Annotated in this window: 14 protein-coding genes and 1 tRNA gene; 7 read left to right on the top strand and 8 right to left on the bottom strand. The window is 70.2% G+C overall.

The window, feature by feature from the left end; translation table 11 throughout:
• The first annotated feature begins 52 nt into the window (after nt 1-52).
• Nucleotides 53-1,147, top strand: coding sequence for a ribonuclease D (gene rnd, locus IB242_RS05355; protein ID WP_192276565.1), 1,095 nt, complete (start codon nt 53-55; stop codon nt 1,145-1,147).
• Between the two features lie 53 nt (nt 1,148-1,200).
• Nucleotides 1,201-1,276 (top strand) — tRNA-Ala (locus IB242_RS05350).
• Nucleotides 1,277-1,421: 145 nt separating this feature from the next.
• Here IB242_RS05350 and IB242_RS05345 read toward each other — a convergent pair.
• The 6 genes from IB242_RS05345 to IB242_RS05320 all read right to left on the bottom strand — a co-directional run bounded on the left by IB242_RS05345 (nt 1,422) and on the right by IB242_RS05320 (nt 8,171).
• Nucleotides 1,422-2,045 (bottom strand): glutathione S-transferase, encoded by a 624-nt coding sequence (locus IB242_RS05345; protein WP_192276562.1) that lies wholly within the window; start codon nt 2,043-2,045, stop codon nt 1,422-1,424.
• Nucleotides 2,046-2,276: 231 nt separating this feature from the next.
• Nucleotides 2,277-2,441 (bottom strand): hypothetical protein, encoded by a 165-nt coding sequence (locus IB242_RS05340; protein ID WP_192276559.1) that lies wholly within the window; start codon nt 2,439-2,441, stop codon nt 2,277-2,279.
• 87 nt (nt 2,442-2,528) lie between these two features.
• Entirely contained in the window at nt 2,529-3,635 is a 1,107-nt protein-coding gene (locus IB242_RS05335; protein WP_343237088.1) for a hybrid sensor histidine kinase/response regulator, read from the bottom strand.
• Nucleotides 3,632-4,222 (bottom strand): chemotaxis protein CheB, encoded by a 591-nt coding sequence (locus IB242_RS05330; protein WP_192276556.1) that lies wholly within the window; start codon nt 4,220-4,222, stop codon nt 3,632-3,634. Before IB242_RS05330 ends, IB242_RS05335 begins: the two co-directional genes overlap by 4 nt.
• Nucleotides 4,219-5,043 carry a CheR family methyltransferase gene (locus IB242_RS05325; protein WP_192276553.1) on the bottom strand — a complete coding sequence of 275 codons (825 nt, stop codon included), beginning with the start codon at nt 5,041-5,043 and terminating at the stop codon, nt 4,219-4,221. Before IB242_RS05325 ends, IB242_RS05330 begins: the two co-directional genes overlap by 4 nt.
• Complete coding sequence (locus tag IB242_RS05320) at nt 5,040-8,171, bottom strand: response regulator (protein ID WP_192276550.1); 3,132 nt, start codon at nt 8,169-8,171, stop codon at nt 5,040-5,042. The genes IB242_RS05325 and IB242_RS05320 overlap by 4 nt, the downstream gene beginning before the upstream one ends.
• Nucleotides 8,172-8,309: 138 nt before the next feature.
• On the opposite strand from IB242_RS05320, the gene IB242_RS05315 reads away from it, so the two are divergent.
• The 3 genes from IB242_RS05315 to IB242_RS05305 all read left to right on the top strand — a co-directional run bounded on the left by IB242_RS05315 (nt 8,310) and on the right by IB242_RS05305 (nt 12,082).
• Entirely contained in the window at nt 8,310-8,777 is a 468-nt protein-coding gene (locus tag IB242_RS05315) for a response regulator (protein ID WP_192276546.1), read from the top strand.
• A 189-nt stretch (nt 8,778-8,966) separates the two neighbouring features.
• Entirely contained in the window at nt 8,967-10,004 is a 1,038-nt protein-coding gene (locus IB242_RS05310; RefSeq protein ID WP_192276543.1) for a DUF4105 domain-containing protein, read from the top strand.
• Nucleotides 10,001-12,082 (top strand): alpha/beta fold hydrolase, encoded by a 2,082-nt coding sequence (locus IB242_RS05305; protein ID WP_192276540.1) that lies wholly within the window; start codon nt 10,001-10,003, stop codon nt 12,080-12,082. Before IB242_RS05310 ends, IB242_RS05305 begins: the two co-directional genes overlap by 4 nt.
• A 455-nt stretch (nt 12,083-12,537) precedes the next feature.
• Here IB242_RS05305 and IB242_RS05300 read toward each other — a convergent pair whose 3' ends face one another.
• A complete protein-coding gene (locus tag IB242_RS05300) occupies nt 12,538-13,248 on the bottom strand; it encodes a phosphatase PAP2 family protein (RefSeq protein ID WP_192276537.1) in 711 nt (236 codons plus the stop codon).
• Nucleotides 13,229-14,497 (bottom strand): flavodoxin-dependent (E)-4-hydroxy-3-methylbut-2-enyl-diphosphate synthase, encoded by a 1,269-nt coding sequence (ispG, locus tag IB242_RS05295; protein ID WP_192276534.1) that lies wholly within the window; start codon nt 14,495-14,497, stop codon nt 13,229-13,231. Before ispG ends, IB242_RS05300 begins: the two co-directional genes overlap by 20 nt.
• 227 nt (nt 14,498-14,724) lie before the next feature.
• Between ispG and IB242_RS05290 the strand changes: the two genes are divergently transcribed.
• Both IB242_RS05290 and IB242_RS05285 read left to right on the top strand, forming a co-directional pair.
• The gene (locus IB242_RS05290; protein ID WP_192276531.1) at nt 14,725-16,365 is read left to right on the top strand and encodes an acetolactate synthase large subunit; all 1,641 of its coding nucleotides are present in this window, start codon (nt 14,725-14,727) and stop codon (nt 16,363-16,365) included.
• A gap of 16 nt (nt 16,366-16,381) precedes the next feature.
• Nucleotides 16,382-17,809 carry an aldehyde dehydrogenase family protein gene (locus tag IB242_RS05285; protein ID WP_192276527.1) on the top strand — a complete coding sequence of 476 codons (1,428 nt, stop codon included), beginning with the start codon at nt 16,382-16,384 and terminating at the stop codon, nt 17,807-17,809.
• The last annotated feature ends 48 nt before the right edge of the window (nt 17,810-17,857 follow it).

The following is a 17,857-nucleotide window of genomic DNA, read 5'->3' as shown; positions in this document are numbered from 1 at the left end:
CGTTAGGCTATTGTGGCCGACTGCGGCAACCGCGACACCTGATGGAATCCCTGTGCCCGCTCCGATCTGGATCACCGATCCTGCCGTTCTGCTGAACCACCTGCCCACCGCGCCGACCCGGGTCGCGCTGGATACCGAATTCATCCGCGAACGCACCTACTGGCCGAAGCTGGCGCTGGTGCAGATGGCGCTGGACGACCGCATCCTGCTGATCGATCCGCTCGCCCCCGGCATGCCCGAGGCGCTGGCCGCCTGGCTGCAGGCGCCGCATGTGCTCAAGGTGATGCACAGCGCCAGCGAGGATCTGGTCGCGTTCAAGTGCACCTGCGGCGTGCTGCCGCGCCCGCTGTACGACACCCAGATGGCGGCCGCGCTGGCCGGCATCGCCTCCGGGATCGGCTACCAGAAGCTGGTCGAACGGGTCACCGGCGTGACCCTGGCCAAGGGCGAGACCCGCTCTGACTGGCTGCGCCGTCCGCTCAGCGCTTCGCAGCTGGAGTACGCGGCCGACGACGTGCGGCATCTGGATGCGGTCTATCTCGATACGCTGGGCAGGCTGCAGGCGCTGGGACGCGAAGCGTGGCTGGCCGAGGACGTCGAGCGGCTGCTGACCAACATCGAGCGCGACGAAGCCGAGCGCTGGCCGCACCTGTCGATGCGCGCCGCGCAGTTCCTGGATGCGCCGACCCAGATCCGCCTGCTGCGGCTCCTGCGCTGGCGCGACGCCTATGCGCGTGAACACGATCTCCCACGCAGCTGGGTGCTGGACAACGAACTGGCGCCCCTGCTCGCCCGCGACCCGCCGGCCGATCTGGCCGACCTGCAGCGGCGCCTGGACGCGGCGCCGAAATCGCCACGGCGCCTGGCCGGCGCGATCTGGGACGCGCTGCAGACCCCGCTCGCCGACGAAGCCGCCGCGCCAGCGCCCGCCGCGGAACCGGACAAGGCCGCCCTGAAGCGGCTGCAGACCGCCGTCGCCCAGCGCAGCGCCGAGCTCGGCCTGCCCGACGGCGTGCTGGCCTCGCGCAAGCACCTCGAGGCCCTGCTCGAACGCGGGCAGTGGCCGGCCTCGCTCGGACAGTGGCGTCGGCAGCAGCTCGAACCGCTGCTCACGCCCCTGTTGGCAGCGGCCCCGGTTAGCGGCTAGAATCGCCATCCTGCGGACGCCGCTCCAGACGGCTCCACAGCGGCAACATCCGTGGGGCCATAGCTCAGCTGGGAGAGCGCGTCGTTCGCAATGACGAGGTCGGGAGTTCGATCCTCCCTGGCTCCACCACATACCAGAAGGCCCGGGTCGCTCCCGGGCCTTCGCTTTTTCGCGTCATGCGCCGCCTCGGAACAGCCGTATCTGCCGTGCGCCGCGCCACTCGATGCGTGCGACGGCGGCGGCGATCTCGTCCCGCCATGCGCCCGCGCTCGCCTCAGGTCAGCTCCGTCATCACTGCCCGCTGATAGGCCGGCCGCCCGGCGAGCCGCTGATACCAGCGCCACAGGTGTGGCAGGTCCGGGCGCTCGATCGCCATGCCGAACCAGGCATAGGCGAAACTGCCCAGCGGAATGTCGCCCATGCCGATCGCCTGCCCCGACAGATACGGCGCCGCGGAGAGCGCCTGGTCGGCGATCCGCAGGATCCCGCCGCAGGCATCGCGCGCGCGCAGGATGGCGGCCTGGTCCTGATGCTCCGGCGGCGTGCGCACCACGCCCCAGAACAGGTCGCGAAACGGCCCGGCCAGCGTCGCGGTCGTCCAGTCCATCCAGCGGTCCGCACTCGCCCGCGCGCGCGTATCGGCCGGATGCCACGGCGTGCCGTCCGCGTGCGTGGCCAGCAGGTAGCGGACGATGGCGTTGGATTCCCACAGGACGAAGCCATCGTCTTCGAGCGTGGGAATCCGGCCATTGGGATTGAGATCCCGATAGGCGGCGCCGTCAACCACGCCGTACGCACCACCCGCATCGAGGCGTCGATAGGACAGCTCCAGTTCCTCGGCGCACCACAACACCTTGCGCACGTTGGTGGAGTTCTGGCGTCCCCAGATCGTGAGCATGCGTCGTGACTCGTTGGCGAGGGGCTCGCAGAGTATCAGGACGCGAGCCGGTGGCTCAGCATCCCGGCGACGCGGAGCCCGGTGGAAGGATTCCAGGCGGCACGCGCGCCATCCGGCAGCTCCACCACCCGCACGCCGCCGGCAGCCGCTGCGGCGGTGCGGGCAAGGTGGCGCCGATCCGGGCCGTCCGGATCATGCGTCCCCTGCCCGTTGCCACCGCGACGGGCCTTCTCAGTCGCCGCGCTCGTCGCTGGGCCTGGGCCGCTTGTTGTGGTCGTCGTGGACCTCCAGGTCCTTCAACGCGGGCCGCTCCCGCGCCACCTCGTCCTGCTTCCTGTCCTGGCGGCCTTCGCGGATCCCTTCCTCGACACCCTGCTCGCGCTTCTGGTTCGTCATCTCTGTCGCCTCGCTGCGGCCCGGTCGGGCCTGCAGGGCACGCTAGCGATGACGGCGTGAGGTCGCGGTCACGGCAGAGGACGCGGTTCAGGCCGGAATGCGCGCTTCGAACCGGACCCGGCCGTCGACGTTGCCCGCGCACAGCTGCCCGCCATGGGCGAGCACGAACTGGTGCGCGATGTACAACCCCAGTCCCAGCCCCTGGCTCGGACGGAAACTGCTCTTGAACGGCTCGAACAGCCGCGGCAGCAGCTCCTCGTCGATCACGCCCTGGTTGGAGACGGCGATGGACACACCGCCGGCGCCGCGCTCCACCTCGACCACGACCGGACCACCGGCGCCATGCACGATGGCGTTGTTGAGCAGGTTGGACACCACCTGCGACAACCGGTCGGCATCGGCACGCAGCGGCAGCGGCCCGTCCACCCGCAGCTGGACCTCGGCCTTCGGATTGGCGCGTCGCGCCTCCTCGACCACCGCCGACACCACGGCGCCGCCGTCGCAGTCGCCGAGCTCCAGATGCAGGCCGCCGGTGCGGATGCGGGAGAAGTCGAGCAGCTGTTCGACCATCCGCGCCATCCGCCAGCCGCTGCTCTCCATCTGCGCCAGCGTGCGCTGCACGGACGGGTCGTCGGGCAGCTGGAACGCGAGCTTTTCCGCGCACAGCAGCATCGCCGACAGCGGCGTGCGCAGGTCGTGGGTCAGCACCGCCATCATGGTGTCGTTGAGCTTGAGCGCACGCTCGAGCGATTCGTTGCGGACCTTCAGCAGGCGCCGCTGCTGGTGCAGTTCGACGAAGACGTTGACCTTGCTGAGGATGACGTCCGGCTCGATCGGCTTGTGCAGGAAGTCCACCGCACCGGCCTCGTAGCCCTTGAACGCGCGCACCGGGTCGTTCGAGGACGCGGTCAGGAAGATGATCGGCACCGCGCGGCTGCGCGAGGACCCGCGCATCAGTTCGGCCAGCGAGAAACCGCTCATCTCCGGCATGTGCACGTCGAGCAGGGCCACCGCCACGTCGTGCACCAGCAGCAGCTCCAGCGCCTCGGCACCGGAGCGCGCGCACAGCACGCGCACGCCATCGCGGCGCAGCAGCGCTTCCATCGCCACCAGGTTCTCGGCGATGTCGTCGACCACGAGGATGTCGATCGTCTCGTCCTGGTCCGGTCCGGTGCAGGTCAGGCTGAGGTTCACGCGTGATACTCCGTCAGGCAAAGGCAGATCTGTTCCAGGGTCAGCACCGCATCGGCACCGGCCAGCGAAAGCGCGGAGGCCGGCATCAGCGAAGACGACGCATCGGCCGGCAGCTGCACCCAGGCGGTGCCGCCGCGGGCGCGCACCGCCGCGATGCCGGCGCTGCCGTCGCTGCTGGCGCCGGTCAGCAGGATCGCCAGCAGGCGCGGGCCGAAGGTTTCCGACGCACTCTCGAACAGCGGGTCGACCGCGGGCCGGGAGAACAGCACCGGCTCGTCCAGCGACAGCGCGACACTCTGCCGGTCCTCGACCAGCAGATGGTAATCCGGTGGCGCCACCATCACCTCGCCGGCGCGCAGCGCGGCCTTGTCGCGCGCCTCCCGCACCGGCAGTGCGCAGACGCCGTCGAGCAGCTCGGCCAGCCCGCTGGGCCGGTCGCGCGGCAGGTGCAGCACGATCAGCACCGGCACCGGCAGGTCGGCCGGAAGACTGCCGAGGACCGCGCGCAATGCGGCGACGCCACCGGCCGACGCGCCGATCACCATCGCGTCGTAGCGCCCGCGCAGCGGCTGCGTCGGCACGGTCATGCAGCTTTCCTGTACAGGCGCTGCCCGCGGGCGCAGGCCTCGAACGCCTCGGCGTGCTGGCCGAACTGCAGCGACTCCTTGCTGCCCAGGCCGAGGAAACCGCGGTACACCAGCGCATCGCGGAACAGGCCGATGGCGCGGTCCTGCAGCGCGCGGTTGAAGTAGATCAGCACGTTCCGGCACGACACCAGATGGACTTCGGAGAACACCGTGTCGGTGGCCAGGCTGTGGTCAGCGAACACGATGTTGCGCTTGAGCCGGCGGTCGAGCAGCGCGCCGTTGTAGGCGGTGCTGTAGTAGTCCGACAGCGAGGACGTGCCGCCCGAGGCCAGGTAGTTGCGGCTGAACTGGGCCATGCGCTCGATGCCGAACACGCCGGCCTCGGCCCGTGCCAGCGCATCGGGGTTGATGTCGGTGGCGTAGAGGATGGTGCGGTCGAGCAGGCCTTCTTCATGCAGCAGGATCGCCAGCGACCACACTTCCTCGCCGGTGCTGCAGCCGGCGACCCAGATCTTCAGCGAGGGATAGGTCCGCAGCACCGGCACGGCCTGCTCGCGCAGCGCGCGGAAGTAATCCGGGTCGCGGAACATCTCCGAGACCTGGACGGTGAAGTACTGCATCGCCTCGGTGAACAGGTCCGGTTCGTGCAGCAGCCGGTGCTGGAGCTGGGCGACGTTGTCGCAGCCGAAGCGGCCCATCGCCTGGCGCACGCGGCGCCGCAGCGAGGACACCGCGTACTGGCGGAAATCGTAGTGGTAGCGATGGTAGATCGCCTCGAGCAGCAGCTTCAGCTCCAGGTCGAACAGCTCCACCTCGTTCATTTGCGCGCGCACCACACCCGGCACAGCGACACCAGCTTGTCGATGTCGATGGGCTTGGCGATGTAGTCGTTGGCGCCGGCTTCCAGGCAACGCTCGCGGTCGTCGGCCATCGCCTTGGCGGTCAGCGCGATGATAGGCAGTTCCTGCCAGCGCCGCTCGCGACGGATCTCGCGCATCGCGGTCAGGCCGTCCATCTCCGGCATCATGATGTCCATTAGGACCAGGTCGAAATCCTGCCGGCCGATGCTCTCCAGCGCCTCGCGCCCGTTGCGCGCGATGTGCAGGTTGACGCCGAGCGGCTCGAGCACGCTGGACAACGCGAACACGTTGCGCACGTCGTCCTCGACCAGCAGTACCGCGCGTCCGTCCAGCACCGCGTCGCGGCGGCGCGCCTCGCGCAGGATCCGCTGCTGGTCGCTCGGCAGCGAGGCCTCGACGCTGTGAAGGAACAGCGTGACCTCGTCCAGCAGCCGCTCCGGCGAGCGTGCGCCCTTGATGATGATGCTCTTGGAGAAGCGCCGCAGCCGCTGCTCCTCGTCGCGGGTGAGCGCGCGGCCGGTGTAGACGATCACCGGCGGGAACGCGCCGGCGCCGTTGTTGGCCATCCGCTCCAGCAGGTCGTAGCCGCTGCCGTCGGGCAGGGTCAGGTCGGTGACCATGCAGTCGAAGGTGGTGCCCGACAGCTGCTCGATCGCATCGGCGACGCTGCCGACCGCGACGATCTCCAGCTGGTCGCGGGCCAGCAGCAGCTCCAGGTTGCGGCGCAGGTCCTGGTCGTCCTCGACGATCAGCAGCCGGCGCACCGCGCGCGCGCTGGTCTCCTCCAGCTGGTGGATGGCCGAGGCCAGGCGCTCGCGCGTGGCCGGCTTGATCAGGTAGCCGACCGCGCCCAGTTCCATCGCCACCTGGGTCCGCTCCAGCCCGGACACCACGTGCACCGGGATGTGGCGCGTGGCCGGGTCGCGCTTGAGGCGCTCCAGCACGCTCAGGCCGGAGACGTCGGGCAGGCCGATGTCGAGCAGGATGCCGCTGGGGCGCATCGTGGCCGCGATCTCCAGCGCTTCTTCGGCGGTGGATGCGACCACGCAGTCGAAGTCCAGCTCGTGCGCCAGCGCGACAAGCGCCTCGGCGAAGCCCGAATCGTCCTCCACCGCCAGGATCAGGCGGCCGGGATGACGCCGCTGCGTGCGGTCGTCGGCCACCCGCGGCGACGCCGGCTCGACCGCGCCGGTGACCGCGCCGGTGACCGGACCGGCGGCCGGCGACAGGGCCGGCGACGGGCGCGGCTGCAGCGGAGCCGGTGTGGCTGCCGGTGCAGGCCGCTGCGCGCCCGCTGTCGCGGCGGGCGGCTCGACCTCCTCCGCGCCATCGACCGGCAGTTCGAGGGTGAAGCAGCTGCCACGGCCGGGCTCGCTTTCCACCTCGATGCCGCCGCCCATGCGGACCGCGAGATCGCGCGAGATCGCCAGACCCAGGCCGGTACCCCCGAAGCGGCGCCGCGTGCTGCCGTCGGCCTGCCGGAACGCCTCGAAGATCACCGGCACCTGCTCGCGGGAAATGCCGATGCCGGTATCGCAGACCTCGAACGACACCCGGTCGGAGCCTGCGGCGCGCAGGGTGAGGCTGACGCTGCCGTGTTCGGTGAACTTGACCGCATTGGCGAGCAGGTTCTTCAGGATCTGCTGCAGGCGCTGGCCGTCGGCGACGAAGGTCGCCGGCGCATCCGGCTCGGCGGAGATCTCCAGCGCCAACCCCTTCTGCCGCGCGAGCGGCTCGAACGTCTCGCGCAGGCGCGCCAGCACCGATTCGGTGGCCAGCGTCTCGTTGGCCAGTTCCACGTGGCCGGCCTCGATCTTGGACAGGTCGAGGATGTCGTTGATCAGCGCCAGCAGGTCGTTGTTGGACGAGTGGATCGCGGTGGCGTACTTGACCTGCTCGGTGGTCAGGGTGCCGTCGCGGTTGTCGGCCAGCAGCTTGGCCAGGATCAGCGAACTGTTGAGCGGCGTACGCAGCTCGTGCGACATGTTGGCCAGGAACTCGGACTTGTAGCGCGATGCGGTCGCCAGCTCCTCGCTGCTCCTGACCAGCTCGTTCTGCGCGGCGATCAGCCCGCGGCGCTGCGCCTCCAGTTCGTGGGTGCGCTCCTCGAGCTGCACGTTGGTCTGCTCCAGCTCGGCCTGCTGCTGTTCCAGGCTGACCTGGGACTGCTGCAGGGTCCGGCTCTGTTCCTCGAGCTCCTCGTTGGCGACCCGCAGTTCCTCCTGCTGGGCCTGCAGCTCCTCGCTCTGGCGCTGGGTTTCCTCCAGCAGCTCCAGCAGCTCGGCGCGCAGCTGCGAGGTCCGCAGCGCGATGCCGATGCTCTCGGCGCAGCGCTCGAGCAGCTCCAGATGCACGCTGCTGTCGCCACGGGAGGCGCGGCGTCCCATCTCCAGCACGCCGATCACCCGCCCGTCGACCGAGACCGGCGCCAGCAGGAGCTCGGACGGCGCACTGCGCCCCAGCCCGGACTCGATCGGAAGGTGGCTGGCGTCCAGGCCTTTCAGCAACCGCGGCCGGGTGTGGTTGACCGTCTCGCCGAGCTGCCCGACACCGGCCTGGACCTCGCCGGGCACCTGCCGGCCGAGCGCCACGCCGCCAGCCAGCAGCAGCCTGTCGCCATCGAGCCGGTACAGCGCCGCCACCTGCGCATCGGTGAAACCGCACAGGACGCGCAATCCGGCTTCGGCCAGGCTCCTGGGGTCGTGGTCGCCCTGCAGGCTCACCGCCACCGCGGTCTCCGCCTCCTGCAGCCACAGCGACTGCTCGGCTTCGCGCCGCGCGCGGATCGCCTGCATCACCACCAGGGCCGTCAGGATGAAGCAGGTGCCGCCGATCGAGCGGTTGACGAAGGAGAACGCGGAATTGGTGCTGGCCGGCGCCACGTTGTAGCCGATCGCCAGCAGCACGCACGACACCAGGGCGACGATCAGCGGCAGCTGCGGACGTCGCTGGAAGACCGTGACGCCGACCGCCAGGAAGTGCATCAGCCAGACCGCATAGCCCAGCGGGGTCACCAGCTCCAGCGCCATCGTCGCGGCGGCCAGACCGAATGCCACCACGCTGACCGCCACATCCCGCCCGATCCCCATTCCCGCCCCCTGTCGACGCATCAAGACGCGGGATGGTAACCGAGCGACAGCGGCTTTTTCCGGCCTTTTTGCGTGCACACGACCTTCACGCGCGCTTCCGTTACCGTCTCCGGTTGTCATCAATCAGGGGGCAGGATCATGAGCAGCGACGCGGACAGCACGCGACGTCACGACCTCGATGCGGGCATCGCTCCGGAGACCATCACGGATGCCGCGGCCGCCGTACCGCCGGCGCTGCGGGTGCTGCTGGTCGAGGACCAGGCGGACCTGCGCGACCTGCTGGCCGACGTGATGCAGGACCGCGGCATGGAGGTGCGCACCGTCGGCAACGCGCATGCGGCAATGGAGCTGCTCGATGCCGGGTATGCCTGCGACGTGCTCTTCAGCGACGTGCACATGCCGGGCGAGATCAGCGGTGCGCAGCTGGGCGAGCACGTGGCACGCACCCTGCCCGCCGCACGGGTGATCCTGGCGTCGGGCCATCCGCCGTTCAAACTGCCGCCGCTGCCGGCAGGTGCGCATTTCCTGCAGAAGCCGTTCCGGCTCAACCAGTTCTTCGAGCTGGTCGATGTCGCCCGGGACAGCGCGCGCGCCGAAGCGGTCTGAGCCGTTCCCGGCGTCGGTGCCGTGCGAGCCCGACGAGGGTGATGTCGCGACTTCCCCATCGTCGACCCGGCCGCGGCGGTCCGCTCGGGCACTCGCCATCGCATCGACGACGGGCGCTGGCTTGGACGCCCCGATGATGCCGCCCCGCCTGCTCGCCGGCATCATGGCCATTCCGCAGCGGACGTTCCGATGGTCCTGACTTCCCACGCCCCGCCGGCCCGACGCTGGCCGGCCACCCTGCTGCGCATCGGCCTGCGCGTTGCCCTGCCCCTGCTCGCGGCGTGGGGCGTGCTCGCCCTGGTGTACCGGGGGCCGGAACCCGTTGTGGTGCGCGGCGTGCTGGTCCTGGCCTGGTCCGCCGCCTGCCTCGCACCGCTGTCCACCCGCGCCCCGCGCTGGAGCCGATGGCCGGCCGTCGTCGCGGTCCTGGCGATGCTGGCCTGGTGGCACAGCCTGACCCCGTCGCATGACCGCGACTGGTCAGACGACGTCGCGCGGCTGCTGACCGCGGAGATCGACGGCGACCGCGTGGTGCTGCACAACGTGCGCGATTTCCACTGGCGCAGCGAGCAGGACTACGACGTGCGCTGGGAGACGCGCACCTACGACCTGGACCAGCTGGTCTCCGCCGACCTGGTGCTGTCCTACTGGATGGGCCCGGCGATCGCGCACACGCTGGTGTCGTTCGGCTTCGCCGACGGGCGCCAGCTGGTGTTTTCGCTGGAGATCCGCAAGGAACGCGGCGAGGCGTTCTCCTCGATCGCCGGCTTCTTCAAGGAGTACGAGACCGTCATCGTCGCGGCCGACGAGTACGACATCCTGCGCACCCGCACCAATGCGCGTGGCGAAGACGTCTACCTCTACCGCCTGGATCTGGACCAGGCGCAGCTGCGTCAGGCCTTCCTGGGCTATCTGCAGCGGGCCGAGCGGATCCGGCGGCAACCACGCTTCTACAACACCCTGACCAGCAACTGCACCACGATCGTGTTCGAACTGGCACGCAGCCTCGATCCTGGCCTGCCACTGGACCATCGCCTGCTGCTGTCGGGCTGGTTCGCCGAATACGCGTTCGACCACGATGGCCTGGTCGCCGGCTACGATTACCCGACCCTGCAGGCGCGCGGCCGGATCAGCGAACGTGCACGCGCCTACGAGGGGCCCGCCGCCGGCTTTCCCGCCGCGATCCGCCGGGATGTCCCCGGCATTCCCGCCAACGACGCGCCATGACCTCCACGTCCCATCCGCTGCCGCGCCTGGCGTTGACCACCATCCTGCTGGGCGCGCTCGCCGGCTGTTCGATCCTGCAGGAGTTCCGGCCTGCGGTGGCGGTCAAGCCGATGACGCCGGGCGAGTACATCGCGCTGCAGCGTGGCGACATCCTCACCTCGGGCCGGCTCAGTGCCGCGACCGAGCAGACCCTGCGTGTGGCCGGACTGGATTCGGGTGCCTGCGCGCGGCCGGCCACGGGCTGCATCCAGGCGCTCGCCGACAGCTCCGGCCTGAACCGCGAGCGCCGGCTCTCGGCGCTGTCCGAGCTGTGGCTGCAGCATGCGCTGGCCGTCCCCGCCGGGCCGGCCGGGACGGTGGCCGGGGATGCGGTGCCTGCGGATCCCGCGCTGGAGGCCTGGCTGGAAGCGGCGCGGCACGCGTACGCCTACCTGTTCTTCAGCCCGCGCACGCCAGGCGAGCGCGCCTTCGAGGACCGCCAGACCCAGGCACGCGACTGGTACAACTACGCGGTGCAGCAGGCCACCACGCGCCTGTTCCTGCAGCGCGTGGGCGAGGCATCCGACACCCCGGCCGCCAACGCGGCGGACGCGACGGCGCCGGAAGCCGGCATCGAGGACACCCTGCGGCTCGGCGAATGGACGCTGCACGTGGACATGCGCAACGTCCGTTTCCCCGAAGGCGTCGCCCTGCCCAGGGAACTGCTGCCGGCGTCCTCGCTGTCGTTCCAGGGCCTGCGCAGCACCTACCGCCGCGACGGCTTCGGCGCCGAGCTGGTGGCGGTGATGGAGGACGACCCGGTCACCGTGCTCGCACCCGCTGCGGACGCGCAGGCCGGTACCGAGGGGATCGCCCGGCGCCAGCGCCATGCACCGGCCTGGAGCGAAATGCCCTCGCCCAGCCTGACCGTGCTGTTCCGCTTCGCCGGCAGCGACCTGGAGCAGGTCCTGGCCAGCCGCGAAGTGGTGATGGAGGTGCACGACCCGTACGTCGACACCGACGTGGTCCTGCACGGCCAGCGCGTGCCGCTGGCGGCCAACTTCACCGCCGGCTACGGGCTGTGGCTGGCACGTTCGGGCTTCAACCGGCAGTCGCTGCGCACCCTGTTCGGCCGCGCCAACGGCATCGACCGCCCGCACCTGTACATGATGCAGCCCTACGACCCGGACCGTCGGATCATCCTGATGCTGCACGGCCTGGCGTCCAGTCCCGAAGCCTGGGTCAACGTCGCCAACGAGGTCCAGGGCGACGAGGCGCTGCGCCGCAACTTCCAGGTCTGGCAGGTCTACTACCCGACCAACATGCCGATCGCGCTCAACCAGGCGCAGATCCGGCGCCTGGTCGGTGAGACGCTGCAGCACTTCGATCCGCAGGGACGGGCCCGCGCCTCGCAGGACATCGTGCTGGTCGGGCACAGCATGGGCGGAGTGATCTCGCGGCTGCTGGTGTCCTCGTCCGGACGCCAGCTGTGGGACAGCTTCGCCAGCGAACGCGAGATCCCCGCGCGGGTGCGTCCGCGGCTGGAATCGATGCTGACCTTCGAGCCGCTGCCGCAGGTCGACCGCGCGATCTTCATCGCCGCCCCGCACCGCGGCACCGCGGTGGCCGACCACCGCGTCGGGCGCTGGATCGCGAAACTGGTGCGGCTGCCGCTGACCATCCTGGAGAACTTCGGCGAGGTCCTGCAGGCGCTGGTCGGCAGCGAGCCGGGGCAACCGGACGGCACGCCGGCGCGCCTGCCCAACAGCATCGACAACCTCAGCGAGAAGGATCCGTTCGTGCGCGCGGCTGCCGACCTGCCGATCTCGCCGCAGGTGCGCTACCACTCGATCATCGCCCGGCTTTCCGCCGAGGGCCCGCTCGAGCAGACCGACGACGGCCTGGTGCCCTACCGCAGCGCGCACCTGGCCGACGCCCTCTCGGAGAAGGTGATCGTGTCCGGCCACAGCGTGCAGGAAACCGCGCCGGCGATCCTGGAGATCCGCCGCATCCTGCACCAGGACCTCGATGAGCGCAGCGCCGCACCGGTACCGCGGCAGGCCGACAGCCGGTCCACGCCGGAGATGGCGCCGGACTGAAGCGACGCGGTCCGCACGCGCGACCAGCATCATTCCGTCCGCGGCGCATGCGTCATCGCGCAGGCCGGTCCCGAGCGTGCGCATCAACCTGCATCGCGATCGCGGCCAAGGCTCACCGCCTGCCGGTCGCGAAACGCGATCGTGACCAGCACCATGCCGACAGGTGAGCTTGATCTCCGTTGCAGGCGTGCACCTGCGCGCGGCCGCCATCGCACCACCGCCGCACGACTGCGCGGACAGGGCATGGCGGTGTCAGCCAAGGCGACTGCTGCAAAGGCGAGCGGAGCCTGCTCGAACACGGAGTGGTCGCGGGCGCGTCCGCCGCTGCAGGTGCGACGTCCTGCTCGTGCAGGAGGGGCCTTGGCCGCGACCACCATCGCGTCCGTTACGGCCAACCTGCCTGTTCACCGCAGCCCCCGCGCACCACCGCGCGGAACGTGTGCGGGCAACGCCTGCTACGCCGTCGCGTTTCCACGATGCCGCTGCCACGGCAGCCGCTGCCGGAACAGCACCAGGTACAGGCCGACCACCCAGGCCAGGCCGGCGGCCCAGCCGCCGAGGATGTCGGACGGGTAATGCACGCCCAGGTAGATCCGCGACACGCCGACCAGCACGGTGAACACCGTCGCCGCGACCAGCACCGGCCAGCGCCAGCGGGTCGGCCAGGCCAGCAGGACCAGCACCGCGGCCAGGGTGATCGAGCCCATCGCGTGGCCGCTGGGGAAACTGAAGGTCGATTCGGGCGCGATCGACTCCCACAGCGACGGCCGCTCGCGCTGGAACACCTGCTTGGTCGCCATGTTCAGCAGCGCCGAACCGGCGAAGGACAGCGAGGCGAACACCGCCTCGCGCCAGCGGCGCAATGCGAACAGCGCCAGCGCGACGATGATGTCGCCGGGAATCACGCCGTACTGGTAGCCGACCCGGGTGACGGCGAGGAAGAACGCGTCCCACGCCGGCGTGGCCATCGCATTGAGGCGCAGCAGCAGCGCGTCGTCGAAGACCAGCGCTTCCATCTCGTGGACTTCGTCGGCCAGTTCGGCGAACAGCCACAACGGCAGCGCCAGGCCGACGAACAGCAGCGCGATGCGGCCCCAGCTGCCGCGCAGCACCGATACGATGGCGGCCAGCCGGCCGCCGCCGGCCTCAACCGGCCTTGCGGGCATAGCGGGTATGCACGTAGTCGTCGATGAGGGCGACGAACTCGCTGGCGATGTTCTCGCCCTTCAGGGTGACCTTCTTCTCGCCATCGACGAACACCGGTGCCGACGGCGCCTCGCCGATGCCCGGCAGCGAGATGCCGATGTCGGCATGCCGCGATTCGCCCGGCCCGTTGACCACGCAGCCCATCACCGCCAGCGACAGGTTCTCCGCGCCCGGGTGCGAGATGCGCCACTCTGGCATCTTCGCGCGCACGTGTTCCTGCACGGTCTTGGCCAGCTCCTGGAAGAAGGTGCTGGTGGTGCGGCCGCAGCCCGGACAGGCGGTGACCATCGGGGTGAAGGCGCGCTGGCCGGTGGTCTGCAGCAGTTCCTGCGCGACGACCACCTCGGCGGTGCGCGACTGGCCCGGTTCGGGCGTCAGCGAGATGCGGATGGTGTCGCCGATGCCTTCCTGCAACAGCACCGACAGCGCCGCGGCCGACGCCACGATGCCCTTGCTGCCGATCCCGGCCTCGGTCAGGCCCAGGTGCAGCGCGTAGTCGCTGCGCATCGCCAGGTCGCGATACACCGCGATCAGCTCCTGCACGCCGCTGACCTTGCAGCTGAGCACGATGCGGTTGGCCGGCAGGCCCAGTTCGACCGCGCGGTCGGCCGACTCCAGCGCCGACAGGATCAGCGCCTCGCGCAGCACCCGGCCGGCATCCCAGGGTTCGGCCCGGGCACTGTTCTCGTCCATCAGGCGCGCGGCCAGGGTCTGGTCCAGCGAGCCCCAGTTGGCGCCGATCCGGACCGGTTTGCCGTACTCGATCGCCTTCTCGATGATCGAGGCGAACTGGGTGTCCTTCTTCTTGCCGAAGCCGACGTTGCCCGGGTTGATCCGGTACTTGGCCAGCGCCTCGGCGCAGGCCGGCTCGGCGGCGAGCAGCTGGTGGCCGTTGTAGTGGAAGTCGCCGATCAGCGGCACGTCCACGCCCATCATCGCCAGCTTGTCGCGGATCCTGGGGATCGCAGCGGCGGCCTCGACCGTGTTCACCGTCAGCCGCACCATCTCCGAACCGGCCCGCCACAGCTCGGCGACCTGCTTGACCGAGGACGCCACGTCGGCGGTATCGGTGTTGGTCATCGACTGGACCACGACCGGCGCGCCACCGCCCACGGCGATGCCTCCGATCAGGACCTGGCGGGTGGGACGGCGCGCCCACGGCGCGGCCGAGGCGGGAGGCGTGGGGCGGGTGACGGCATCGTGCTGCATGGCGCGGATTGTAGTGCCTGGGCCGTCGTCCGGGGTGGATGCCGGCCAGCGCCAGGGCCTGGATGCGCCGTGGATTCAGCTGCGCCCCGGCGAGCGGTGGGTGAAGGAATGCGGCGTCCCGGTGCCGGGCGGTCACCCGTGGACCGGGCGTGACACACGGGTGGCCGGCAACGAAAGCTTCGCGCCCTGCCCGGCATACTGCCGCGCAGGATCCAACGGAGACCGGCGTGAAAGCATCCGACCTGTTCGTCCGCGCGCTCGAGGCCGAGGGCATCGAGTACATCTTCGGCGTCCCCGGCGAGGAAAACCTCGACCTGCTCGAATCGCTGCGCGCGTCGCCGATCCGGATGGTCGTCAACCGCCACGAGCAGGCCTCCGGCTTCATGGCCGCCACGGTCGGCCGGCTGACCGGCAAGCCGGGCGTGTGCCTGTCCACGCTGGGGCCGGGCGCGACCAACCTGGTCACCGCCGCGGCCTATGCCCAGCTCGGCGCGATGCCGATGGTGATGCTGACCGGGCAGAAGCCGATCCGCAGCAGCAAGCAGGGCGCGTTCCAGATCATCGACGTGGTCGACATGATGCGACCGATCACCAAGTACACCCGGCAGATCGTGGCGGCGGCCGGGATTCCGGCCAAGGTCCGCGAGGCGTTCCGCCGCGCCGCCGAGGAACGGCCGGGCGCGACCCACCTGGAGCTGCCCGAGGACATCGCCCGCGAGGACTGCGACGCGCACCTGCCCGCGCCCAGCCAGTCGCGGCGGCCGGTGGCCGACCAGAAGGCCGTGGTCACCGCGCGGCGTGCGCTGGAACAGGCGAAGCGGCCGCTGCTGGTGATCGGCGCCGGGGCAAACCGCAAGAGCGCGTCGAAGATGCTGACCCGCTTCGTCGATACGCTGGGCGTGCCGTTCTGCACCACCCAGATGGGCAAGGGCGTGGTCGACGAGCACCACCGGCTGTGGCTGGGCTGTACCGCGCTGTCGGACGGCGACTTCGTGCACCGCGCGATCGCCGAGGCCGACCTGATCCTGGTGGTCGGCCACGACGTGGTCGAGAAGCCGCCGTTCTTCATGCGCGAGGGCCGCCGCACCGTCATCCACGTCAACTACGTCGGTGCCGAGGTCGACAGCGTCTATTTCCCGCAGATTGAGCTGGTCGGCGACATCGCCAATTCGCTGTGGCGCCTGCAGGACGGCTTCGACCCGCAGCCGCACTGGGACTTCGGCTTCTTCGACACGGTCCGCCAGGCGCTCGACGCGCAGCTGCTGGAGGGCGCCGACGACGACCGCTTCCCGGTGCTGCCGCAGCGCGTGGTCGCCGACGTGCGCGGCGCGATGGAGGCCTGCGACCACGTCTGCCTGGACAACGGCATCTACAAGCTGTGGTTCGCCCGCAACTACCGCGCCAGCCGGCCCAATACCCTGCTGCTGGACAACGCGCTGGCGACGATGGGCGCCGGCCTGCCGTCGGCGATGGCCGCGGCGCTGCTGCATCCGGAGCGGCGCGTGCTGGCGGTCTGCGGCGATGGCGGCTTCATGATGAATTCGCAGGAGCTGGAAACCTGCGTGCGCCTGGGCCTGAACCTGACCGTACTGATCCTGCGCGACGACGCGCTGGGCATGATCCGCTGGAAGCAGGAAGACATGGGCTTCGCCGACTACGCGATGACCCTGGGCAACCCGGATTTCGTCAGGTACGCCGAGAGCTACGGCGTGCGCGGCCATCGTCCCGACAGCGCCGGGGCGTTCGCGCCGCTGCTGGCCGATTGCCTGGCGCGCGAGGGCGTGGACCTGATCGACCTGCAGGTCGACTACTCGCAGAACGTCGCCATCCTCAACCATGCGCTGCGCGACCGCGCGGCCGCACTCTGACCCCACGAGGCACCCCATGCTCGAGAAGACCTATCCGCTGTACGTGGCCAACCGGCCCGAAACCCCGAACACCGATCTGGAGGTGCTGGACAAATACTCAGGCGAGGTCGCCACCCGGGTGGCGATGGCCGATGCGGGCACGATAGAACGCGCGATCCAGGCCGCGGTCGACGCCGCGCCGGCGATGGCCGCCCTGCCCGCCTACAAACGCCAGGCCATCCTCGAACACTGCGTGCGCCGCTTCCGCGAACGCGCCGAGGAGCTGGCCCTGGCCCTGTGCATCGAGGCCGGCAAGCCGATCAAGGACGCGCGCGGCGAGGTCACCCGGCTGATCGACACCTTCCGCATCGCCGCCGAGGAAGCGGTGCGGATCGAAGGCCAGACCGTGGACCTGGAGATCTCCGAGCGCGGCACCGGCTACCGCGGCATCTGGAAGCGCGTGCCGATCGGCCCGTGCAGCTTCATCACCCCGTTCAACTTTCCGCTGAACCTGGTCGCGCACAAGGTCGCCCCGGCGATCGCCGCCGGCTGCCCGTTCGTGCTCAAGCCGGCGGCCAAGACCCCGGTCGGCGCGCTGATCATCGCCGAGGTGCTGGCCGAGACCGATCTGCCCAAGGGCGCGTTCTCGGTGTTCGCCTGCAGCAACGACGACGCCGCGCCGCTGATCGAGGACGACCGGATCAAGCTGCTGTCCTTCACCGGCGGGCTGGTCGGCTGGGACTTCAAGGCCCGCGCCGGGCGCAAGAAGGTCACGCTGGAACTGGGCGGCAACGCCGCCTGCATCGTCGACGGCGACCAGGCCGGCAAGCTCGACCACGTGGTCGACCGGCTCGCCTTCGGCGCCTATTACCAGTCCGGCCAGAGCTGCATCAGCGTGCAGCGCATCCTGGTCCACGACACGGTCTACGACGCGCTGAAGGACAAGCTGGCCGACAAGGTGCGTGGCTTCGTCTGCGGCGATCCGAAGGACGAGGCCACCTTCATCGGCCCGGTCATCGACGAGGCTGCGGCGAAGAAGATCGAAGGCTGGATAGGCGCCGCGCGCGATGCCGGTGCCAGCGTGCTGGCCGGTGGCGGCCGCGACGGCAACATGCTCGAACCCGCGCTGCTGGAGAACGTGCCACGCGACGCCGACCTGCAGCGCCAGGAAGCCTTCGCCCCGGTGGCGCTGCTGGAGCGCTTCAGCGACTTCGACCAGGCGCTGGCCACGGTCAACGATTCGGACTTCGGCCTGCAGGCCGGCGTGTTCACCGACAGCCTCGCGCATGCGATGCAGGCCTGGGACCGGCTTGAGGTCGGCGGCGTGATCGTCGGCGACGTGCCCAGCTTCCGCATGGACAACATGCCCTACGGCGGGGTCAAGGATTCCGGCCTGGGCCGCGAAGGCGTGAAGTTCGCGATCGAGGACATGAGCGAAGTGCGGCTGCTGGTACTGAAAACCTGACACCGAAACCGGGGTCAGAGTGCACTTTCCGCCGGCCCCTGCCCCGGA

Origin of the sequence: Xanthomonas sp. XNM01 (assembly GCF_014851915.1) — a bacterium.
GTDB lineage: Bacteria > Pseudomonadota > Gammaproteobacteria > Xanthomonadales > Xanthomonadaceae > Pseudoxanthomonas.
The sequence above is the reverse complement of the archived record's forward strand: the minus strand, read 5'-3'. Positions and strand labels throughout refer to the sequence as shown.

Coding starts and splice junctions, on each gene's coding strand:
- IB242_RS05345 (WP_192276562.1), bottom strand. CDS start 2,045: ATGCTCACGATCTGGGGACGCCAGAACTCCACCAACGTGCGCAAGGTG.
- IB242_RS05340 (WP_192276559.1), bottom strand. CDS start 2,441: ATGACGAACCAGAAGCGCGAGCAGGGTGTCGAGGAAGGGATCCGCGAA.
- IB242_RS05330 (WP_192276556.1), bottom strand. CDS start 4,222: ATGACCGTGCCGACGCAGCCGCTGCGCGGGCGCTACGACGCGATGGTG.
- IB242_RS05325 (WP_192276553.1), bottom strand. CDS start 5,043: ATGAACGAGGTGGAGCTGTTCGACCTGGAGCTGAAGCTGCTGCTCGAG.
- IB242_RS05320 (WP_192276550.1), bottom strand. CDS start 8,171: ATGGGGATCGGGCGGGATGTGGCGGTCAGCGTGGTGGCATTCGGTCTG.
- IB242_RS05315 (WP_192276546.1), top strand. CDS start 8,310: ATGAGCAGCGACGCGGACAGCACGCGACGTCACGACCTCGATGCGGGC.
- IB242_RS05310 (WP_192276543.1), top strand. CDS start 8,967: ATGGTCCTGACTTCCCACGCCCCGCCGGCCCGACGCTGGCCGGCCACC.
- IB242_RS05305 (WP_192276540.1), top strand. CDS start 10,001: ATGACCTCCACGTCCCATCCGCTGCCGCGCCTGGCGTTGACCACCATC.
- IB242_RS05300 (WP_192276537.1), bottom strand. CDS start 13,248: ATGCCCGCAAGGCCGGTTGAGGCCGGCGGCGGCCGGCTGGCCGCCATC.
- ispG (WP_192276534.1), bottom strand. CDS start 14,497: ATGCAGCACGATGCCGTCACCCGCCCCACGCCTCCCGCCTCGGCCGCG.
- IB242_RS05285 (WP_192276527.1), top strand. CDS start 16,382: ATGCTCGAGAAGACCTATCCGCTGTACGTGGCCAACCGGCCCGAAACC.